The 20,112-nt window shown below is 68.4% G+C and carries 17 protein-coding genes, 1 pseudogene and 1 other annotated feature; of the genes and pseudogenes, 11 read left to right on the top strand and 7 right to left on the bottom strand.

The genetic code is table 11. The features are described 5' to 3' along the window. Positions 1 to 262: 262 nt before the first annotated feature. Positions 263 to 1,861 (bottom strand): malate synthase A, encoded by a 1,599-nt coding sequence (gene aceB, locus K344_RS0111675; protein WP_028080822.1) that lies wholly within the window; start codon positions 1,859 to 1,861, stop codon positions 263 to 265. Positions 1,862 to 1,998: 137 nt separating this feature from the next. Between aceB and K344_RS0111670 the strand changes: the two genes are divergently transcribed. Continuing rightward, on the top strand, positions 1,999 to 2,919 hold the full coding sequence (locus K344_RS0111670; RefSeq protein ID WP_028080821.1) for a LysR family transcriptional regulator: 921 nt from the start codon (positions 1,999 to 2,001) through the stop codon (positions 2,917 to 2,919). Between the two features lie 578 nt (positions 2,920 to 3,497). Here K344_RS0111670 and K344_RS0111660 read toward each other — a convergent pair. After that, the gene (locus tag K344_RS0111660) at positions 3,498 to 3,923 is read right to left on the bottom strand and encodes an organic hydroperoxide resistance protein (RefSeq protein WP_028080820.1); all 426 of its coding nucleotides are present in this window, start codon (positions 3,921 to 3,923) and stop codon (positions 3,498 to 3,500) included. A gap of 206 nt (positions 3,924 to 4,129) precedes the next feature. Here K344_RS0111660 and K344_RS0111655 point away from each other — a divergent pair, with 206 nt between their 5' ends. Beyond that, positions 4,130 to 4,591 (top strand): MarR family winged helix-turn-helix transcriptional regulator, encoded by a 462-nt coding sequence (locus K344_RS0111655; protein WP_028080819.1) that lies wholly within the window; start codon positions 4,130 to 4,132, stop codon positions 4,589 to 4,591. A 30-nt stretch (positions 4,592 to 4,621) separates the two neighbouring features. Here K344_RS0111655 and K344_RS0111650 read toward each other — a convergent pair whose 3' ends face one another. After that, positions 4,622 to 4,870, bottom strand: a complete 249-nt coding sequence (locus tag K344_RS0111650; protein WP_028080818.1) for a DUF1653 domain-containing protein — start codon at positions 4,868 to 4,870, stop codon at positions 4,622 to 4,624. A gap of 229 nt (positions 4,871 to 5,099) precedes the next feature. Here K344_RS0111650 and K344_RS0111645 point away from each other — a divergent pair, with 229 nt between their 5' ends. Continuing rightward, positions 5,100 to 7,262: a PQQ-dependent dehydrogenase, methanol/ethanol family gene (locus K344_RS0111645; protein ID WP_157622885.1), complete on the top strand. Its 2,163-nt coding sequence runs from the start codon at positions 5,100 to 5,102 to the stop codon at positions 7,260 to 7,262. A gap of 69 nt (positions 7,263 to 7,331) precedes the next feature. Here the strand turns inward: K344_RS0111645 and K344_RS0111640 are convergent, their stop codons facing one another. Next, positions 7,332 to 8,402 carry a CE1 family esterase gene (locus K344_RS0111640; RefSeq protein ID WP_084197342.1) on the bottom strand — a complete coding sequence of 357 codons (1,071 nt, stop codon included), beginning with the start codon at positions 8,400 to 8,402 and terminating at the stop codon, positions 7,332 to 7,334. Between the two features lie 170 nt (positions 8,403 to 8,572). Between K344_RS0111640 and K344_RS0111635 the strand changes: the two genes are divergently transcribed. Continuing rightward, the gene (locus tag K344_RS0111635) at positions 8,573 to 8,881 is read left to right on the top strand and encodes a GIY-YIG nuclease family protein (RefSeq protein WP_028080815.1); all 309 of its coding nucleotides are present in this window, start codon (positions 8,573 to 8,575) and stop codon (positions 8,879 to 8,881) included. Here K344_RS0111635 and K344_RS0111630 read toward each other — a convergent pair. Further along, positions 8,787 to 9,818 (bottom strand): tRNA dihydrouridine synthase, encoded by a 1,032-nt coding sequence (locus K344_RS0111630; protein WP_028080814.1) that lies wholly within the window; start codon positions 9,816 to 9,818, stop codon positions 8,787 to 8,789. The two genes, K344_RS0111635 and K344_RS0111630, sit on opposite strands and share 95 nt — an antisense overlap. 150 nt (positions 9,819 to 9,968) lie before the next feature. Here K344_RS0111630 and K344_RS0111625 point away from each other — a divergent pair, with 150 nt between their 5' ends. Further along, entirely contained in the window at positions 9,969 to 11,087 is a 1,119-nt protein-coding gene (locus K344_RS0111625) for a VIT1/CCC1 transporter family protein (RefSeq protein ID WP_028080813.1), read from the top strand. Between the two features lie 28 nt (positions 11,088 to 11,115). Here the strand turns inward: K344_RS0111625 and K344_RS0111620 are convergent, their stop codons facing one another. Further along, positions 11,116 to 11,484 carry a hypothetical protein gene (locus K344_RS0111620; RefSeq protein WP_028080812.1) on the bottom strand — a complete coding sequence of 123 codons (369 nt, stop codon included), beginning with the start codon at positions 11,482 to 11,484 and terminating at the stop codon, positions 11,116 to 11,118. Positions 11,485 to 11,596: 112 nt separating this feature from the next. On the opposite strand from K344_RS0111620, the gene K344_RS0111615 reads away from it, so the two are divergent. The 3 genes and pseudogenes from K344_RS0111615 to K344_RS21400 all read left to right on the top strand — a co-directional run. After that, a complete protein-coding gene (locus K344_RS0111615) occupies positions 11,597 to 12,847 on the top strand; it encodes an Hsp70 family protein (RefSeq protein ID WP_028080811.1) in 1,251 nt (416 codons plus the stop codon). Between the two features lie 111 nt (positions 12,848 to 12,958). Further along, the gene (locus K344_RS0111610; RefSeq protein WP_028080810.1) at positions 12,959 to 13,663 is read left to right on the top strand and encodes a TerC family protein; all 705 of its coding nucleotides are present in this window, start codon (positions 12,959 to 12,961) and stop codon (positions 13,661 to 13,663) included. 299 nt (positions 13,664 to 13,962) lie between these two features. Beyond that, positions 13,963 to 14,469: pseudogene (locus K344_RS21400) on the top strand (cation:dicarboxylate symporter family transporter); the annotation flags it as partial. Here the strand turns inward: K344_RS21400 and K344_RS0111600 are convergent. Beyond that, positions 14,456 to 15,790 carry an MFS transporter gene (locus K344_RS0111600; protein WP_211234531.1) on the bottom strand — a complete coding sequence of 445 codons (1,335 nt, stop codon included), beginning with the start codon at positions 15,788 to 15,790 and terminating at the stop codon, positions 14,456 to 14,458. The pseudogene K344_RS21400 and the gene K344_RS0111600 overlap by 14 nt on opposite strands. A gap of 91 nt (positions 15,791 to 15,881) precedes the next feature. Between K344_RS0111600 and K344_RS0111595 the strand changes: the two genes are divergently transcribed. From K344_RS0111595 to K344_RS24450, 3 genes are all read left to right on the top strand, one after another. Beyond that, positions 15,882 to 18,170, top strand: a complete 2,289-nt coding sequence (locus tag K344_RS0111595; protein WP_028080808.1) for an NADP-dependent malic enzyme — start codon at positions 15,882 to 15,884, stop codon at positions 18,168 to 18,170. Between the two features lie 233 nt (positions 18,171 to 18,403). Further along, positions 18,404 to 19,629, top strand: a protein-coding gene (locus K344_RS0111585; RefSeq protein WP_157622884.1) for an IS3 family transposase whose coding sequence is annotated in 2 segments (ribosomal slippage) — positions 18,404 to 18,689 and positions 18,689 to 19,629 — 1,227 coding nt in all. Because the reading frame shifts where the segments join, the coding sequence is not laid out codon by codon here. After that, positions 18,682 to 18,798: a sequence feature (AL1L pseudoknot), on the top strand. It overlaps the preceding gene by 117 nt. Positions 19,630 to 19,881: 252 nt before the next feature. Then, positions 19,882 to 20,112 (top strand): hypothetical protein (locus K344_RS24450; protein ID WP_211234530.1); only part of this gene is annotated, 231 nt, incomplete at its 3' end.

Raw genomic sequence — 20,112 nt, 5'->3', positions numbered from 1 at the left:
TCGCCGCGCATCTCGGCGTCGGCTACGTCGGCCTTTACCTGCTGTCGGGTTGCGTCGCGACGCTGGTCGCCCTGCGCCTGAGCCGCAGGCTCGACGGCAGGCCCGTGAAGGCCTGAGCGGACTGGCGGCACGACCCTCGCTTCACGGGAAGCGCCGGCCGGCTCCGGCGCGCATCGACGACGAAAAAGGCCGCGCATCGCTGCGCGGCCTTTTGGCTTTCGCTGCGCTGCCGCGGCGGGCGCCCGCCGCTCGGCAGCCCGGCTTACGCCATCGCCTCGTACAGCGGCAGCGTGAGGAACTCGGGGAAGTTGTCGGACAGTGACATCTCCTCGAAGATCTTCGCGGCCTGATCGTAGGTTGCGGTGTCTTCGCCGGCGGCGGTGACGGTGGCCTTCACCTTGGCCAGCTCCTGCGGAATGATCGCGCGCACCATCGCCGCGTCGACCTTGCGGCCGTCGTCGAGCTTGCCCTTCGGGCTGACCACCCACTGCCAGATCTGCGAGCGGCTGATCTCGGCGGTGGCGGCGTCTTCCATCAGGTTGTGGATCGGCACGCAGCCGTTGCCGGCGAGCCAGGCGCCGAGGTAGTGGATGCCGACGTTGATGTTGTTGCGCACGCCGGCCTCGGTGATCGGCTGCTCCGGCTGGAAGTTCAGCCAGTCCTTCGGGCCGAAGCTGTCGTCGCGCTGCTTGTCCCACTGGTTCGGACGATCGCCGAGCACCTTCTGGAACTCTTCCTGCGCCAGGCCGACGAGACCCGGATGCGCGACCCAGCCGCCGTCGAAGCCGTCTTTTGCGTCACGGGCTTTGTCGTGGCGGATGCCGGCCATCGCCTTGTCGTTGGCCACCGGATCGTTCTTGATCGGGATCAGCGCGCTCATGCCGCCCATCGCCGGCGCACCACGCTTGTGGCAGGCCTTGACCAGCGCCAGCGCGTAGGCGCGCATGAACGGCACTTCCATGGTGATGACGCTGCGCTGCGCCAGGCAGAAATCGCGGTTGCGCTTGAACTTCTTGATGCAGGAAAAGATGTAGTCCCAGCGGCCGGCGTTGAGGCCGGCGCTGTGGTCGCGCAGTTCGTACAGGATTTCTTCCATCTCGAAGGTGGCGAGAATGGTCTCGACCAGCACCGTCGCCTTGATCGTGCCCTTCGGCAGACCGATGTGCTCCTGCGCCATCACGAAGATATCGTTCCACAGGCGTGCTTCGAGATGGCTTTCCATCTTCGGCAGGTAGTAGAACGGACCGGCGCCGCGCGCGATCTGTTCCTTGGCGTTGTGAAAGAACACCAGGGCGAAATCGAAGATGCCGCCGGACACGCGCGCGCCATCAACGAGCACGTGCTTCTCGTCGAGATGCCAGCCGCGCGGACGGATCTGCAGCGTCGCGATCCTGTCATTGAGCTTGTATTCCTTGCCCTTCTCGTTGGTGAAGCTGATCCGGCGGCGGATCGCGTCGTACAGGTTCACCTGGCCCTGGATCTGGTTGAACCAGTTCGGGCTGTTCGAGTCCTCGAAGTCCGTCATGTACGAGTCGGCCCCCGAGTTGAACGCGTTGATGATCATCTTGCGCTCGACCGGCCCGGTGATTTCGACGCGGCGGTTCTCCAGCGCCTTCGGCAGCGGCGCGACCTTCCAGTCGCCCTCGCGGATATGCTTGGTCTCCGGCAGGAAGTCCGGCAGCTCGCCGGCGTCGATGCGCGCCTGGCGCTCGACGCGGGCCTGGAGCAGCTCCTGGCGGCGCGGCTCGAAGGCGCGGTGCAGCTTGGCGACGAATTCCAGCGCCTCCGGCGTGAGGATTTCGTCGAAGCGCGCTTCGATCGGGGCGTTGATCTGCATGCCGGCGGGCAGCTTGAGCGTCATGGGGGGCTCCGGTGGGTTTTCAATGAAGGTCCGGGGAAACGTCTGGGGTTTCTCCGCAGTCGCGCATGATAGGCCGCGCTCCATGACGGATGAATCGACTACACTGCAAACCAGTTTTTACTTTTAATATCGACTGAGTGAATCCGCTCCGCGAAATCGAGACTTTCATCCAGGTGGCGCAGCGCGGCAGCCTGTCCGCCGCCGCGCGCGCTCTCGACCTGACGCCGGCGATGGTCGGCCGCCGCATCGACGCGCTCGAAGCGCGGCTCGGCGTACGGCTGATGACGCGCACCACGCGCAGCCTGACGCTGAGCGCCGAAGGCACGGCCTTCCTCGAAGACTGCCAGCGCATCGTCGAGGATCTCGCCGCCGCCGAGGCCAACGTCAGCCGCGGCAGCATGAGCGCCAGCGGCCAGCTGCGCATCACGGCGCCGGCCGGCTTCGGCCGTCGTCATGTCGCACCGGCGGTTGCGGCGTTTCTCGAACAGCATCCCGATGTCGATGTCTCGCTCGACCTGTCCGACCGCATCAGCGATCTCGCCAACGAGAACATCGACTGCGCGATCCGCGTCGGCGAACTCACCGACTCGCGCCTCGTGCGCGTGCACCTCGCCGACAATCGCCGCGTGGTCGTCGCCAGCCCCGCGTACCTCAAGCGCCGCGGCACGCCGAAGCATCCGGACGAGATCAGCCAGCACGACTGCCTGAGCCTCGGCGACACCGGCGGCCAGGCGCGCGGCTGGAGCTTCGTCGTCGCCGGCGAGCTGCGCAGCATCAAGCCGCACGGCCGCTTCGACTGCAACGACGGCGCCGTGCTCCACGAATGGGCCCTCGCCGGCCGCGGCCTCGCCTGGCGCTCGATGTGGGAAGTCGGCGACGACCTCGCCGCCGGCCGCCTCGTCGAAGTGCTGCACGACTACGCCGCACCGCCGAACGGCATCTATGCGCTGTTTCTCGAACGCCGGCATCTGCCCCTGCGCACGCGCTTGTTCGTCGAGTTTCTGAAGCAGCGGTTTGGCGATGCGGCGTACTGGCGGACGTCGACGCCGGTGCGCTGAGCGAAGAAGCGGGGCAAAAGCACCCATCACCCCAATCCTCTGCCCGCATGCGCGAGCAGGATGCTCCTTTAGCGACGCGCAATGCCGTGCCCGTGGCTTCGCTTTTCGCTTTTGCCTTTCGGGCCCCTCAGGGCCGCACCGAGCAGCGCAGCGCGCGCAGGGGGTGAGCCGGGGAATTGCGGATGTCCGGTGGACATCCGCCCCCGGCGAACACCCCGCCCCGTGGGCGGGGCCGGATGGCGCGCCAGGACGGCGCGACAAGTCGCCGTCGGGCCAGGGATGGCCTGTCGGCGACGACGCCGAGCGCGTGAGCAGCGCAGGTTTCCCCGCGGCAGCGGGATGCGGCCCTCAGGGTGTGCTTTCTCTTGCCTACTTCTCTTCGCCTACAGGCGCCTACTGTTGGTGCACGAGCAAAGAGAAGTAGGTCACCGATAGACGAAAAAGAAGGGCATCAAGAAGAGCAGCACGGCGCGTTCGCGCCCCTGGATTCTCGCTTTCGCGGGGAACGCCTGAGTAAAGAACGTCGCTTCTAACAAAAAGCCCGGCGCAGGCGCCGGGCTTCTTTCAATGAGCCGCGTTCAGACCACCGTCAGACGCACATCGATGTTGCCGCGCGTCGCGTTCGAGTACGGGCAGACCTGGTGCGCCTTGGCGACCAGCGCTTCGGCATCGGTGCGGGCAAGGCCCGGCAACGCGATGGCGAGCTCGATGTCGAGACCGAAGCCGCCTTCCGAACGCGGGCCGATGCCGACCGTCGCCTTGACCGTCGTGTCGGCCGGCACTTTCGGGCTGCCCTGTGAGGCGACGAACTTCATCGCGCCGAGGAAGCAGGCCGAATAGCCGGCGGCGAAAAGCTGCTCCGGATTGTTGCCGGGGCCGCCGGCGCCGCCGAGTTCCTTGGGCGTGGCGAGCTTGACGTCGAGGGCGCCGCCTTCGACGACGCTGCGGCCGTCGCGGCCGCCGGTGGCGGTGGCGCTGGTGCGGTAGAGGACTTGCGTGGACATGCGGGGGCTCCTGCTTGCGATCCGTGGTGAGGGGTCCGGGCGGCGCGCTCGGCGGCCGCGGCGGATGGCGCTAATTTATTCGCAATTAAATTGTTCACAAAATAATTATTGGGAATGACGAGCCGATTCTTTAGGCCGATTTTATTTGCGTACAATTGATTTGCGTGCAGCCGCCGACCGCGGTGCGCCGGAACCCGGAGCCGCCCATGCCGAAATCCAGAGATGCCGCGTCCGATACCGCGCTGAAGCTCTCCAATCAGCTCTGCTTCGCGGTCTATTCGACGGCGCTGGCTTTCAACGCCGTCTACAAGCCGCTGCTCGAGCGGCTCGGCCTCACCTACCCGCAATACCTGGCGATGCTCGCGCTGTGGGAGCAGGACGACGTGCCGGTCAAGGAGATCGGCCGCCTCCTGCATCTGGATTCCGGCACGCTGACGCCGCTGCTGAAGCGCCTGGAAACCGCCGGCTTGGTCACGCGCACGCGCCACCGCGAGGACGAGCGCCAGGTGCGCATCACCCTCACCGCCGCCGGTCGCGCCCTGCGCGAGCAGGCGAAGGCGGTGCCGCTCGGCATTTTCGAGGCCTGCGGCCTGTCGACGCCGACCCTGCTCAAGCTCAAGGACGAGCTGATCACGCTGCGCGAACGGCTCGACGCCGCGGCGCCGTAGACATCCGCGCCATGCCCGCGGCGCGGCGCGTCAGGGCGACGGCGTGGCGTGCCCCACGTAGCTGAAGCGCGGCTGCGGCGCCGCGCCCGGCGCCGGCGTCACGACCTCGTTCCAGATCGCCAGCTTGCGCGTGTTCATCGGCAGGCCTTCGCGCGGATAGAGGCGCGTGTAGACGACGACGATCTCGTCGGTCTCGTCGGCGCGCGCCAGGCCGAGCGCGAGATAGTAGTCGCCCTTGTAGTGGCGATAGACACCGGGCCGGAAGTCGTCGATCTGCATGGCGCACCCGCGATGAAGGAGATGCGAGCTTCGCAGATCGGCGGCCGCCCTGCGCGCCCGCTGCGTCGTCCATACGGGTGACCGCCTGCGACGGCCCGCACGCTAGAGTCGTGCTCACAAGACCGCGACGCCGTTCGCGCAAGCGGTCATCCTCGGGAGGAGCTCGATGAAGGCAGTCGGCAGAGGCGCGCCCTGGCGCCGGTTTGTGCGCGGCGGCGCGACGGCATGGATGGCGATGTCGCTGATGGGCGGCGCGGCGCACGCCGCGTCGACGATCGACAACGCGGCGCTGTCAAACGATGCCGACGGCACCAACTGGGCCGCCAACGGCCGCACCTTCAGCGAAACGCATTTCAGCCCGTTGAAGCAGATCACGACGCAGAACGTCGGTCAGCTCGGCCTCGTCTGGGCGCTGGACTTCGACGACGTCTGGAACATGGCGACGATGCCGGTCGAAGTCGACGGCGTGGTCTATGTCGCCGCCGGCTACTCGGTGATCCACGCCGTCGACGTGCGCAGCGGCCAGCTCTTGTGGAAGTACGATCCCAAGGTCGGCGAGAAGAAGATGCGCATGGCCTGGGGCATCCGCGGCCTGACGTACTGGAACGGCAAGATCTACGCCGGCGTGCAGGACGGCCGCCTGTTCGCACTCGATGCGAAGACCGGCACTCTCGTCTGGGAAACGCAGACCACCGAGCCGGACGACAACCGCTACATCACCGGCGCGCCGCGCGTCTGGCGGGGCAGTGATGGCCGCGCGCGCGTCATCATCGGCCACGGCGGCGCCGACTTCGGCCACGTGCGTGCCTATGTCACCACCTACGACGCCGAGACCGGCCAGCCGATCTGGCGCTGGTGGATGGTGCCCGGCAATCCGGCCGACGGCTTCGAGAACAAGGCCATGGAAATGGCCGCGAAGACCTGGACCGGCGAGTGGTGGAAGTACGGCGGCGGCGGCACCGCGTGGAACGCGATGACGTATGACCCGAAGTACAACCGCGTCTACATCGGTACCGGCAACGGCAGCCCGTGGAATGCCAAGCTGCGCTCGCCGGGCGGCGGCGACAACCTGTTCCTGTGCTCGGTCGTCGCGCTCGACGCCGACACCGGCGAATACGTCTGGCATTACCAGACCACGCCGGGCGAGAGCTGGGATTTCAACTCGACGATGGACATCACGCTGGCGACGATCAAGATCGACGACGCACAGGGATGTGCGAGTGCCGCAGGCGCAGGATGCGCAGGAGCGGCCGGCGCGCCGCGCGACGTCATCCTGCATGCGCCGAAGAACGGCTTCTTCTACGTGATCGATCGCGCAACCGGCAAGCTGATCTCGGCCGAGAAGCTCGGCAAGGTCACCTGGGCCAAGTACGTAGACCTGAAGACCGGCCGCCCGGTCGAGAATCCGGGCGTGCGCTACGAAGACGGCGAAGCGCTGACCTTCCCCGGCTCGGCCGGCCTGCACAACTGGCCGCCGATGAGCTACAGCCCGGACACCGGCCTGGTCTACATCCCGGCGCACGAAATGGCCGGCTACTACAACGACAAGGGCCGCGATCCGAAGACCTGGACGATGACGCCGGACGACGTCATGGGCCTGCGCGGCTTCTTCGACGATGTGCCGAAGAACGCCGGCTCGGCCTCGCTGCTGGCCTGGAATCCGGTCACGCAGAAGAAGGCCTGGGAGGAGCCGGTGCCCGGCGCCAACAACGGCGGCGTGCTGGCGACAGCCGGCGGCCTGGTGTTCCAGGGCCAGTCCGACGGCAAGTTCGTCGCGCACGATGCGCAGACCGGCAAGATCGTCTGGCGCTTCGACATGGGCGTCGGCTCGATGGGTGCGCCGATCAGCTACGAAGTCGACGGCAGGCAGTACATCACCGTGCCGGCCGGCTGGGCCGGCGGGCAGATGCTGCTCGGCTCGCTGTCGGCGCAGCATGGCTGGGTCGGCCGCGATCATCCGCGCCGCCTGCTGACCTTCGCGATCGGCGGCGACGCCAGGCTGCCGCCGACGCCACCACCGTCGCAGGTCACGCCGATCGATGGTCCTTCGTTCCAGCTCGATCCGGCGCTCGCCGAGAAGGGCAAGCTGGTCTACAACAGATGCGTGATCTGCCACGGCGTCTCCGCGGTCGCCGGTGGCTACGCGCCGGACCTGCGCGCATCGCAGATTCCGCTGTCGACCGCCGCGTTCACCGCCGTGGTGCGCGACGGCGCGCTGATGTCGCGCGGCATGCCGAAGTTCGCCGAGCTGAGCGATGAGGAAATCATCGAGCTGCAGCACTACATTCGCGATCGCGCCCGCTACCGGCCGACGACCTGGGAGAAGATCAAGACGGCGTGGCACTTCATCGGGCTGATGATCAAGATGAAGCTCAAGGCCTGGGGCTGGTAAGCGGGTTCGTTGCGTAGCCGCAGCAAAACGAAGGGGCCGCGCTGCGGCCCCTTCTCTTTGGCGGCGCGCTCAGCGCCGGTAGGCGCTGACGAAGCTCCAGATCTCGTCGGTCGCGTCGATGTCGGTGCTGGTCCTGCCGATGATCGGCACCGGCAGGTACTGCCAGCCGCCCGGCCAGGCGTGACCGCCGCCATTGACCGTGTACAGCCGCACCTCGCCACCGCTGCCGCAGCCGGTGTTGCGCGCGAGAGCGACCGTCGTGCCGTCGACGGTGGTGTCCGGCAGCGCGGTCGTCATAGTCTGCGCCGCGCTGCAGTTGAGCCGCGAGAGCCAGAAGGCGAACGTGTCCGGCGCCGAGCGCACGCCGAGGCGGCTGCCGTCGTAGGGGACGATCGGGTCGGCGCTGCCGTCCATGAACATGATCGGCCGCGGTGTGGCCGGCGAGCAGGCGTTCATCAATCCGCCGCTGATCGTTCCCGAGATGAGCGCGGCAGCGGCGAGCAGATCGGAGCGCTCGCAGGCGAAGCGCTCGGCCATGAAGGCGCCGTTCGACAGGCCGCTGACGTAGATGCGCGAGGCGTCGGCCGCGAAATTCACGGTCAGGATCTGCACCACGTCGGCGAGAAAGCCGGTGTCGTCGATGCCGATGGAATTGGCCGGATCGTCGTTCCAGGTGCCGTTGAGCGCTTCCGGCAGCACGACCCACAGGCCCTGGGCGGCGACCAGATCAGGAGCCTCGGCGAGATTCGCCTGGTTCTCGGCCGTGCCGCCGTTGCCGTGCAGCATCAGCAGCATCGGCGCGCCCGCGACGGCGGTCTGCGGCCGCACGATCAGGACGCGGCGCTGCTGTCCGTCGTGCGTGAACGTCATGTCGAAAGCCGCGGTGCCGCGCGCCAGCAGCAGGTAGCGGCCCTGGATGCGCACGGTGGTGTGCGCGAGCAGATTGCCGGCGTTCTGGGTGACACCGACCAGCAGATCGCCGACCGGACTGGTGACGAGGCCCGAAACATCGGCCAGCAATCGCAACACGGTGCCGGTGGTGGTCTCGACCGGACCGGCATGGCCGGGCGCACTGCCGGCCGCGAGTGCCAGCGCCAGCGCCGGCGCGCCGCAACGCACGAGGACATTTTTGATATTCATGAATTCTCTCCTTGAAACCCAGGTGGGACCCGCGAGGCCGTCCAGGCCTGAGTGCGAGCCTTCGCGCCTGCGCGGCGCGCCACAACCGCCCGATGGCGGTTTGCGCTGTAGGAAGATCGGCGGTGCCGGACGAAAGGCAGCCGGCCCCTCGGCTGTGCCATCCTCCCGCCATGCCCCGCTCCACCGCCGCGCCCTGGTTCGTCTACCTGCTCGAATGCGCGGACGGCAGCTGGTATGCCGGCATCAGTCCCGATCCGCAGGCGCGCCTGCGCCAGCATCAGAACGGCAAGGGCGCGAAGTACACGCGGGCGCGCAAGCCGCTGCGCATCCTCGCCGTCGAGGAGCACGTCGATCGCAGCGCCGCCTCGGCGGCGGAGTACCGCCTCAAGCAGCTGCGCAAAGCGGCGAAGCGGGCATGGGCAGACGCCCACCCCTATCGGCCAGCTGCGGGCGCCACAGCTGGGCCGGATCGGGACTGAGACCGAGCGCCGCGTCGAGGCGCAGGCAGTCGTGCTCGCGACGCACGGCATCGAACAGCCGCGCGGCTTCGCTGTCGTGGCGCGCGAGCCAGACCAGCCACTGCTTCAGGCGGCCCGGCGCGAATTTCGGCGGCAGGCGGCGCCGCGTCTCGCGCCAGAAGTCCTGGAGCAGCGGCAGCAGCTCGTCCCAGCGCATCTGGCGGGGTTCGCGCCCGGCCCGCGCATCGGCGATCTGCCGCGCCAGATCGGGCCGCGCGACCAGGCCGCGGCCGAGCATGAAGTCGCCGGCCCCGCTGATCGCGCGGCAGCGCCGCCAGTCATCGACGCTCCAGATCTCGCCGTTGGCGCAGACCGGCACGGCAACCGCCTCGCGCACCCGCGCGATCCATTCCCAGTGCGCCGGCGGCCGGTAGCCTTCGGTCTTGGTGCGCGCATGCACGACCAGCATCGCCGCGCCGCCGTCGACGAGCGCGCGCGCACAGTCGAGCGCGCCGTCCGGCGCGTCGACGCCGAGCCGCATCTTCGCCGTCACCGGCACCTCGCGCGGCAGCGCGGCGCGCACGGCGGCGACGATGCGATGCAGCAGCTCCGGCTCGCTCAGCAGCACGGCGCCGCCGCGCGAGCGGTTGACGGTTTTCGCCGGGCAGCCGAAGTTGAGATCGATGACCGGCGCGCCGAGCTCGACGGCGCGCTGCGCGTTCTCGGCAAGCAGGGCCGGATCGGAGCCGAGCAGCTGCACACGCATCGGCGTGCCGGCGCGGGTGCGCGCGCCGTGGTCGAGTTCCGGCGCCAGGCGGCGGAAGACCGAGACCGGCAACAGGCCATCGCTGACGCGGATGAATTCGCTGACGCACCAGTCGATGCCGCCGACGCGCGTCAGCACGTCGCGCATGAGGTCGTCGGCCAGCCCTTCCATCGGCGCGAGCGCCAGCGACATGCGGTCTGGCTCAGCGACGCGCGGCCGCGGCGCCGCGCGCGATGGCGGCGGGCCGGCGGACGCAAGCAGCGCAAGGCATCGACATGCGCCATTATGCACCGCGCCCGCGGCGCGTTCGCCGCCGGATTTGTGCAGCCCGCGGAGTCTTGCTTGAGCGACAACGACATCGAACGCTACCGGCGCAACTTCCAGGACGAGCGCGACGGCGCGAGCCTGTATGCCGCGCTGGCCGCCGCCGAGCGCGATCCGGTGCGCAAGGATCTCTTCATGCAGCTGTCGCAGGCCGAGGCCGGGCACGCCGAAGTCTGGCGCGCCCGACTGGCGGCGCGCGGCATCGCCGATCCCGCCTACGTGCCGAGCCTGCGCACGCGCCTGCTGATGCGGCTCGCGCGGCGTTTCGGGCCGCGCTTCGTGCTGCCGTCGGTGGCGGCCGCCGAGTTCGCCGATCGCGACAAGTACGCCGGTCAGGCCGATGCCGCCGCGCTGTCGAGCGAGGAGCGCGGCCATGCCGCCGTGGTGCAGGCCGCCGCCGGCAGTCGCGGTCGCGGCGTGTCGGGCGGCGAGATCGCGCGGGCCGAGCCCTGGCATCGCGGCGGCTCGGGCAATGATCTGCGCGCCGCCGTGCTCGGCGCCAACGACGGCCTGGTCTCGAACTTCTGCCTGGTGATGGGCGTCGCCGGCGCCGGCACCGGCGGCCGCGAGATTCTCCTGACCGGGCTCGCCGGGCTCGCCGCCGGTGCCTGCTCGATGGCGCTCGGCGAATGGCTGTCGGTGACCAATGCGCGCGAACTCGCGGAAACACAGATCGCGCGTGAACGCGAGGAGATCGAGCAGACACCGGCCGCCGAGCAGAAGGAACTGGCGCTGATCTTCCAGGCCAAGGGCATCGACCGCGCCGACGCGCAGCGCATCGCCGCCGAGATCATGCGCGACAAGGACGTCGCGCTCGACACGCTGGCGCGCGAGGAACTCGGCATCGATCCCGCCGAGCGCGGCGGCAATCCCTGGCGCGCCGCGATCACGTCGTTCGCGCTGTTCGCGGCCGGCGCCATCTGCCCGGTGCTGCCCTTCGTCTGGAGCCGCGGCGCGCCGGCGATCGCCATCAGCATCGCGCTGAGCGCCGCCGCGCTCGCCGCGATCGGCTTCGTCACCTCGCTGTTCAGCGGCCGCACGCCGCTGTACTCGGCCCTGCGCCAGGTGCTGATCGGCTGCGCGGCGGCGGCCGTGACCTACGGCGCCGGCATGCTGTTCGGGGTCTCGCTGAGCTGAGTCCGCGCCGGCGCGGCGGCGCGCGCCGTCAGCCTGAGCCGTAACCGCTGCCGCCGCCGCGGCGTTCGCGCAGGCGGCTGACGACCAGCGCGATCAGCGCGCCGACGAGGCCGGAGCCGATCAGCCCGAGCAGCGCCGAGAGGGTCAGCACGCCCATGTTGCGCAGCGACTGCGCCGTCTGCAGCAGGCGCTCGCCGAGCGCGAGCGATTGCGCGTGACGCGCCTCCTCGGCCTTCTGCTCGGGCGTCTGTGCCGCTTCCTGCACGGTCATCAGTCGCGGAAACACGGCCTCCGGCGCCTCGGCGGGAGGCGGAGCGGAAGCCGCCGGCGCCGGCGGTTCGGCCGCCGCCGCGAGGTGCGGCGCGACCAGCAGCAGGGCGAGCAGGACGAGGGGCATGCGAATCGACATGCGCCATTATGCCAGCGCGCGCCGCGGCCGCCGCCGGCCACTTGCCTTGCCGCCGTGAATCGCTAGACTCCGCGGCCCTTTTTTCGCCTCTTTCGCCGCCATGCGCGCCTACACCGCCATCGACTTCGGCACCTCGAACTCGGCCGTCTGCGTCGGCTGCGGCGCGCACGCCGCGCTGATCGCGCTCGAACAGGGCCGTGACACGCTGCCGACCGCGGTGTTCTACAACGCCGACGAGCAGAGCACCGTGTTCGGCCGCCAGGCGATCGGCGAATATGCGGCCGGCTACGCCGGCCGCCTGATGCGCTCGCTGAAAAGCCTGCTCGGCAGCGAGCTGCTCGACGACACCACGCTGATCAACGGCAAGGCGGTCGCGTACCGCGACATCATCGCCGCCTTCCTGCGCCACCTCTGGCGCGCCGCGCAGGCCCAGAATCCGCGCGCCGTCGAACATCTCGTGCTCGGCCGGCCGGTGCGCTTCGTCGACGACAGCGACGAGCGCGACCGCCTCGCCGAGACCACGCTGGCGGCGATCGCCCGCGACGCGGGCTTCGCCGATGTGCATTTCCAGTACGAACCTATCGCCGCGGCGATGGACTACGAGCGCCAGCTCGATCGCGAAGCCCTGGTGCTGGTGGCCGACATCGGCGGCGGCACCTCGGATTTCTCGCTGATCCGCCTCGGCCCGCAGCGCGCGCGGCACGACGACCGCAGCGCCGACGTGCTCGCCAGCGGCGGCCTGCACATCGCCGGCACCGACTTCGACCAGCAGCTGAGCCTGGCGGCGGCGATGCCCCTGCTCGGCCTCGGCCACGCCGGTGAAAGCGGCAAGCCGGTGCCCTCGCACGTCTATTTCGAACTGGCGACCTGGCACCGCATCAATTTCCTGTACACGCCGCGCGCGCTGTCGGAAGCGCAGACCCTGCGCCCGTTCTTCGCCGACAGCGCGCTGCACGAGCGCCTGATGCGCGTGCTGCGCGAACGCGAGGGCCATCGCATCGCCGCCGCGGTCGAAGACGCCAAAGTCGCGGTCGCCGATGGCGGCAGCGCGCCGCTCGATCTCGCCTTCATCGAAGCGGGGCTGCGCGCCGAGGTCAGTGCCGCCGACCTGCAGCGCGCGATCGCGACGGCCGTGGCGCGCATCGTCGACGCGGCGCGACGGACCGTGGCGGCGGCCGGCGTCGGCGCGGCGGCGATCGATGCGGTCTACTTCACCGGCGGCTCGACCGGCCTGCGCGGCCTGCGCGACGCGCTCGGCGCGGCCTTCCCGGGCAGCGCGCTGGTCGGCGGCGACAAGTTCGCGAGCGTGGCGCGCGGTCTCGGCGTCTGCGCGGCACGCCTGTTCGGCTAGTCGGCGCGCGAAGCGTCGCGCGGCCGTGCGGGGCCGCCCGCGAGGCGGCGCACCGCACACGTACAATGGTCCGCACATTCACGCCGGCGGGCGCCGCGGCGCCAAGCCTTCATGCCCGACCTCGTCTTCGACACGGACCTGCTGTTCACCGTCCTGCAGATCATCGCCATCGACATCCTGCTCGGCGGCGACAATGCCGTGGTGATCGCGCTCGCCTGCCGGCGCCTGCCGCGCGAGCTGCGCAATCAGGGCATCTTCTGGGGCGTATTCGGCGCCATCGCGCTGCGCGTGACGCTGGTCTTCTTCGCGCTCGAACTGCTGGCGCTGCCCTGGCTGCGCATCGTCGGCAGCCTGCTGCTGCTGTGGATCGGCATCAAGCTGCTGCGGCCGCAGCGCGACGCGCACGCCGACATCCCGGCAAGCACGCATCTGCTCGGCGCGATCCGCACGATCATCATCGCCGACGCGGTGATGAGTCTGGACAACGTCGTCGCCGTCGCCGGCGCCGCCGACGGACAGATCGCCCTGGTCGCCGCCGGCATCCTGATCAGCGTGCCGATCATCGTCTGGGGCAGCAAGCTCGTGCTGCGCCTGATGGACCGCCTGCCGATCGTCATCACGCTCGGCGCCGCCCTGCTCGGCTGGATCGCCGGCGAGATGTGGATCGAGGACCGCGCCGTGCTGCGCCGGTTCGGCGAACTTGCGCACTGGCTGCACTGGCCTTCGTCGCTGCTCGGCGCCGGGCTGGTGATCGCCATCGGCGGCTGGCTCGCGCGCCGCGATGCGCGCGCTGCCAGTTCGCCGACGGAGTCCTAACTCCAAGGCGTTAACTCCAAGGTGTTATAGGAGCACGGCCGGCGCTGCGCTACAAATGAGGTATCGATCTCCCGCAGCGCAAAAAGCCGATGGAGGAGCGCCGGGGAGACGCACGCGCGCCGCAACGGACGGCGCGCGGCAGGCCGGCGCGTTCGTCATCGACAACCACAACGCATACGCGAGGAGAGCGATCGATCGCCAGGCCCAGGCCGGCGCCGCGCTCGGCGGCATTGCGGCCGGTGTCGAGGCGGCGGAACTCCTCGAAGATCGCCGCACATGTAGTGCCGGTTCCAGGCCAAGTGCTCGGCACCTCGTCGTCGGAATCGGCGCTGATGCCGCCGATGCAGAAGCTCGAAAAGCTCGGCGGCCCGAAGACCGTGGTCGGCCTGGTCGTGCCGAGCGGCTACTCGTTCAATCTCGACGGCACCAACATCGATCTGACGATGGCGGCGGTCTTCGTCGCCCAGGCGCTGAACGTGGATCTGACGCTGACGCAGGAGCTGACCCTGCCCGCCGTGGCGATGCTGACCTCGAAGGGCGCGTCCGGCGTCACCGGCGCCGGCTTCATCACGCTGGCGGCGACGCTCAGCGTGGTGCCGACCGTGCCGGTCACCGGCCTCGCGCCAATCCTCGGCGTCGACCGCTTCATGAGCGAGGCGCGCGCGATTACCAACATCATCGGCAACGGCGTCGCAACCATCGTCGTGTCGCGCTGGGAGAAGGCACCCGACGTCGAGCAGCTGCGCCGCGAGCTCGACACGCCGTCGGCGACCTCGGCGAGCCGCTCGCCGCTCAGTGCTCGGTGATGCGCGAGTGATGCCGGGTATCGCGCATGCCGATGTAGACCACGAGCGAGATCGCGATGCAGGCGGTGACGTACCAGTAGAAGCCGGCTTCGTAGTGCGCATATTCCTTGAACCACAGCGCGATGTACTCGGCGGTGCCGCCGAAGATCGCGACGGTGAGCGCATACGGCAGGCCGACGCCGAGCGCGCGGATTTCGGACGGAAACAGTTCGGCCTTCACCACCGCGTTGATCGAGGTGTAGCCGCTGACGATCAGCAGCGCCGCCATGATCAGCCAGAACGCGTCGCCGACGCCGCCGACCTGCCGGAGCGCGGAGAGGATCGGCACCGTGAACAGCGTGCCGAGCACGCCGAAGGCGATCAGCACCGGACGGCGGCCGATGCGGTCGGACAAGGCGCCGATCAGCGGCTGCAGCAGCATGTAGCAGAACAGCGTCGCCGCCGAGACCAGGGTCGAATCGGTCTTGCTCATGCCGGCGCTGTTGACCAGATATTTCTGCATGTACGTGGTGTAGGTGTAGAAGGCCAGCGTGCCGCCCATGGTCAGGCCGACGACAGTGGCGATCTCCCTCGGATAGCGCAGCAGCTCGCGCGTCAGGCTGCGCTCGCGCACGACGGCGCGCTTGGCGAACGATTCGGTCTCGGCCATGTGGCGGCGCAGGACCAGCGCGGTGACCGCCAGCCCGGCGCCGACCGCGAACGGAATGCGCCAGCCCCAGGCTTCGAGCTGCTGCGGCGTCAGCAGCACGAACTGCAGGAGCAGCAGCACGCCGATCGCGACCAGCTGGCCGGCGATCAGGGTCACGTACTGGAAGCTCGAATAGAAGCCGCGGTGTTCGCGTGTCGCCATCTCCGAGAGATAGGTCGCCGAGGTGCCGTACTCGCCGCCGAGCGAGAGGCCCTGCACGAGCCGCGCGACGAGCAGCAGGAGCGGCGCGGCGATGCCGATCCGCGCATAAGTCGGCGTCAGCGCGATGGCCAGCGAGCCGGCGCACATCATTGTCACCGACAGCAGCAGCGCCGCCTTGCGGCCGCGCCGGTCCGCGTACCAGCCCATCAGCCAGCCGCCGAGCGGCCGCATCAGGAAGCCGACGGCGAAGATCGCCGCCGTGTTGAGCAGCTGCGCGGTCTGGTTGCCGGCCGGAAAGAAGGCCTTGGCGAAATACAGCGAAAAGGCCGAGTAGACGTACCAGTCGTACCACTCGACGAGATTGCCGGCCGAGCCGCTGAAGATCGAGCGGATGCGTCCGGCGACCGTTGCCGGCTGCGCCACGGACGGCGCGATAACCGCGCGATTATCGATCGTCTCGCGTTCTCCCATAGCTCGGCTTCCTCCCTATAATCCGCCCTTCCTCGACACAGGCCCGTCGCGGTGGCGTCATCACACGTTACCGCAGCGACCACCGGAACACATGCGCGACCTCAAAGCCCTACGCCAAGCCGCCCTCGACTACCACGAGTTTCCGGTGCCCGGAAAGCTCGCCGTCACGCCGACCAAGCAGATGACCAACCAGAGCGATCTGGCGCTGGCCTACTCGCCCGGCGTCGCCGCCGCCTGCGAGGAGATCGTCGCCGATCCGGTCAATGCCTTCCGCTACACCGCGCGCGGCAACCTCGTCGCCGTGATCAGCAACGGCACGGCGGTGCTCGGCCTCGGCGCCATCGGCCCGCTGGCCGCCAAGCCGGTGATGGAAGGCAAGGCGGTGCTGTTCAAGAAGTTCGCCGGCATCGACGTGTTCGACATCGAGGTCGACCAGCGTGATCCGGACAAGCTGATCGAGATCATCGCCGCGCTGGAACCGACCTTCGGCGGCATCAATCTCGAAGACATCAAGGCGCCGGAGTGCTTCTACATCGAGCGCGAGCTGCGCAAGCGCATGAAGATTCCGGTCTTCCATGACGATCAGCACGGCACCGCGATCATCGTCGGCGCCGCCGTGACCAACGGCCTCAAGGTCGTCGGCAAGAAGATCGACGAGGTGAAGCTGGTCGTCTCCGGCGCCGGCGCCGCGGCACTGGCCTGCGTCGAACTGCTGGTCGACCTCGGCCTGCCGAAGAAAAACATCTGGCTCACCGACCTCGCCGGCGTGGTCTACGAGGGCCGCACCGAGCTGATGGACCCGGACAAGGCGCAGTATGCGCAGCCGACTGCCGCGCGCACGCTGGCCGAGGTGATCGGCGGCGCCGATATCTTCCTGGGTCTTTCGGCCGGCGGCGTGCTCAAGCCGGAGATGGTCGCGCAGATGGCGGCCAAGCCGCTGATCCTCGCGCTCGCCAACCCGACGCCGGAGATCAAGCCGGAAGAGGTCAAGGCCGTGCGCAACGACGCGATCATCGCCACTGGCCGCACCGACTACCCGAACCAGGTCAACAACGTCCTCTGCTTCCCCTTCATCTTCCGCGGCGCGCTCGACGTCGGTGCGACGACGATCACGCGCAGCATGGAGATCGCCGTCGTGCAGGCGATCGCCGAGCTGGCGCGCCAGGAGCAGAGCGACGTCGTCGCCCAGGCCTACGGCATCGAGGACCTGTCGTTCGGACCGGAGTACATCATCCCGAAGCCCTTCGATCCGCGCCTGATCGTGCAGATCGCGCCGGCCGTGGCCAAGGCGGCGATGGACGCCGGCGTCGCCGCACGACCGATCGAGGACTTCGACGCGTACCGGCAGAAGCTGCAGCAGTTCGTCTACCACAGCGGCACCCTGATGAAGCCGATCTTCGCCGCCGCGCGCAAGCTCGCGCCGGAGAAGAGCCGCATTATCTACGCCGAGGGCGAAGAGGAGCGCGTGCTGCGCGCGGTGCAGATCGCCGTCGACGAAAAGCTCGCGCGGCCGATTCTCGTCGGCCGCCCATCGGTCATCGAGACACGCATCAAGCGGTTCGGCCTGCGCCTGAAGGCCGGCGAGCAGTACGACGTGGTGAATCCGGAGCACGACCCGCGTTATCGCGAATACTGGCAGGCCTACCACGAGCTGATGCAGCGCCGCGGCATCACCGAGCAATACGCCAAGCTCGAAATGCGCCGCCGCACGACGCTGATCGCCGCCATGCTGCTGAAGAAGGGCGAAGGCGCCGGCATGATCTGCGGCACCATCTCCAACACCGGCCGCCATCTGCATTACATCGACCAGGTCATCGGCCGCCGCACCGGCGTCTGCACCTATGGCGCGATGAACGCGCTGATCCTGCCGGACCGCCAGATCTTCCTCGTCGACACCCACGTCAATCTCGACCCGAGTGCCGAGCAGCTCGCCGAGATCACCATGATGGCCGCCGACGTCATCCGCCGCTTCGGCATCACGCCGAAAACCGCGCTGGTCTCGCACTCCAACTTCGGCAGCTCCGACGCGCCGTCCGCGCAAAAGATGCGCGAGGTCCTCGAACTGCTGCGCGAGCGTGCGCCGGAGCTCGAAGTGGACGGCGAGATGCACGGCGACTGCGCGCTCGACGAAGACATGCGCAAGGCCATCCTGCCCTCGACCACGCTGCACGGCGACGCCAACCTGCTGGTGATGCCGAACCTCGACGCCGCCAACATCGCCTACAACCTGCTGAAGACCGGCGCCGGCAACAACGTCGCCATCGGCCCGATCCTGCTCGGTGCCGCCATGCCGGTGCACATCCTCACGCCGTCCACGACGGTCCGCCGCATCGTCAACATGACGGCGCTGACGGTGCTGGAAGCCAACGCGAGCAGGTAGCGCCGCGCGGGTTCGCTTGGCGCCGCGGCACAGCGCGAGACCCGGGCAATGCCGAATCCGCCTTCGGGCGCTCGGCATTGGCGGAGCGGTGCTCCGCCTCATCCCGCTCTGTCGAGCGGGCTGACCACGTCCCGTCCGGCCCTCACGCACAGCCTTCGGGCGCTCGGCGCTGGCGGAGCGGTGTGAACCGCGCCGACTTTCCCGGAGGCTCCTTCCCTTGAGAGGATTGAGCGATGAGAAAGTCAGCGAAGTATTCACCAGAAGTCCGGGAGCGTGCAGTGAGGATGGTGCTAGAACATCAGGACGAGCACGATTCGCAGTGGGCGGCGATCGGTTCGATAGCCGGGAAGTTCGGATGTACGCCGGAGACGCTGAGGCTGTGGGTTCGCCAGCATGAGCGGGATCACGGGCTGCGCGTCGGGCTGACGACGGCCGAGCAGGATCGCATCAAACAGTTGGAGCGCGAGAACCGCGAGCTGCGGCAGGCCAACGAGATTCTGCGCAAGGCCAGCGCATATTTTGCCCAGGCGGAGCTCGACCGCCCGTCGAAACGATGAAGGCATTCATCGACGATCACCGCAAAGTCTACGGAGTCGAGCCGATCTGCAAGGTGCTGCCGATCGCTCCGTCGACGTACTACGCGCGAGAGGCGCAGCGGCGCTATCCGGAGCTGCAGTCGGCCCGGTCGCGACGCGACGAGCAGTTGATGGTCGAGATCCGGCGTGTCTGGGACGAGAATTTCCAGGTGTATGGCGTGCGCAAGGTCTGGCGGCAGCTGCGGCGGGAGCACATCGATGTGCCTCGCTGTACGGTGCAGCGCCTGATGCGGCGGCTGGGCCTGCGCGGCGTCATTCGCGGTAAGGGCGTGCGCACAACGATTTCGGATCGGAATATCCCGTGTCCGCTCGATCGGGTCCAGCGCCAGTTCCGGGCGAACCGGCCCAATGCCCTGTGGGTCAGCGATTTCACCTTCGTTTCGACCTGGCAGGGCTTCGTCTATGTCGCCTTCGTCATCGACGTCTACGCGCGCCGGATCGTCGGCTGGAAGGCATCGACCTCGGCACGGACCGACTTCGTGCTCGACGCGCTGGAGCAGGCGCTGTACGCCCGGAAGCCCTTCGGGGCGGATTGGCTGATCCATCACAGCGACCGGGGCTCGCAATATGTATCGATTCGATATACCGAGCGCTTGGCCGAAGCTGGCCTGGAACCCTCGGTCGGCAGCGTCGGCGACAGCTACGACAACGCGCTGGCCGAGACGATCAACGGACTGTTCAAGGCGGAAGTGATCCACCGCCGCACGTCGTGGCGCAGCCATGAAGAGGTCGAATGGGCCACACTCCAGTGGGTCGATTGGTTTAATCACCGCCGATTGCTGGAGCCCATCGGCAACATCCCGCCTGCAGAGAAAGAGGCGGCGTACTATCAGCAGCGAGACGCGCTGCCCATGGCAGCGTGACTCAAACCAACAAGCCTCTGGATTTCTCGGCGCGATTCAGTTCTCGTTTTGAACGTCTATCGCGCTTGCCGCCGACCCTGGCTTCGGTGAAGCTGACTTCATCCGGCATCGCTCGTCATCATCACAAAGCGGGGGCTTTCGTGAGTTCCATCGGGCAGCACACCCAACTAGCGTTTCCAGCCGACGTGTCCGCCTTCGGCGGCCACGCGGCTGAAACAAGGCGTTATAGCCGTGAAAGGCCCAAGGCATAGCGTGGTCAACCTCGGAAACATCGTGCTTCTTTCAGGCTTGCAGCGAGCCGGGTTGCAGTTCGGCTTTGAGAGCGGCCTGAGTTCGTCGCTGGGTTCGTCGAGTTCAGCTGCGTCTCGGGCGGTGCTGTTCCACTCGGCCAGCTGGTTTGGTCCTGCGAGTTCGTTCCTGCTGTCGTGGTCGCGCCGCGTAGCAGCGCTTGGGTTGGGCCATAACTGTCGCTTCAAGCCGACG

Origin of the sequence: Solimonas soli DSM 21787 (assembly GCF_000474945.1) — a bacterium.
GTDB classification, from domain to species: Bacteria; Pseudomonadota; Gammaproteobacteria; order Nevskiales; family Nevskiaceae; genus Solimonas; species Solimonas soli.
The sequence above is the reverse complement of the archived record's forward strand: the minus strand, read 5'-3'. Positions and strand labels throughout refer to the sequence as shown.

Coding starts and splice junctions, on each gene's coding strand:
- K344_RS0111640 (WP_084197342.1), bottom strand. CDS start 8,402: ATGAATATCAAAAATGTCCTCGTGCGTTGCGGCGCGCCGGCGCTGGCG.
- K344_RS0111595 (WP_028080808.1), top strand. CDS start 15,882: ATGCGCGACCTCAAAGCCCTACGCCAAGCCGCCCTCGACTACCACGAG.
- K344_RS0111630 (WP_028080814.1), bottom strand. CDS start 9,818: ATGTCGCTGGCGCTCGCGCCGATGGAAGGGCTGGCCGACGACCTCATG.
- K344_RS0111655 (WP_028080819.1), top strand. CDS start 4,130: ATGCCGAAATCCAGAGATGCCGCGTCCGATACCGCGCTGAAGCTCTCC.
- K344_RS0111610 (WP_028080810.1), top strand. CDS start 12,959: ATGCCCGACCTCGTCTTCGACACGGACCTGCTGTTCACCGTCCTGCAG.
- aceB (WP_028080822.1), bottom strand. CDS start 1,861: ATGACGCTCAAGCTGCCCGCCGGCATGCAGATCAACGCCCCGATCGAA.
- K344_RS0111635 (WP_028080815.1), top strand. CDS start 8,573: ATGCCCCGCTCCACCGCCGCGCCCTGGTTCGTCTACCTGCTCGAATGC.
- K344_RS0111615 (WP_028080811.1), top strand. CDS start 11,597: ATGCGCGCCTACACCGCCATCGACTTCGGCACCTCGAACTCGGCCGTC.
- K344_RS0111620 (WP_028080812.1), bottom strand. CDS start 11,484: ATGCCCCTCGTCCTGCTCGCCCTGCTGCTGGTCGCGCCGCACCTCGCG.
- K344_RS0111650 (WP_028080818.1), bottom strand. CDS start 4,870: ATGCAGATCGACGACTTCCGGCCCGGTGTCTATCGCCACTACAAGGGC.
- K344_RS0111600 (WP_211234531.1), bottom strand. CDS start 15,790: ATGGGAGAACGCGAGACGATCGATAATCGCGCGGTTATCGCGCCGTCC.
- K344_RS0111645 (WP_157622885.1), top strand. CDS start 5,100: ATGGCGATGTCGCTGATGGGCGGCGCGGCGCACGCCGCGTCGACGATC.
- K344_RS0111660 (WP_028080820.1), bottom strand. CDS start 3,923: ATGTCCACGCAAGTCCTCTACCGCACCAGCGCCACCGCCACCGGCGGC.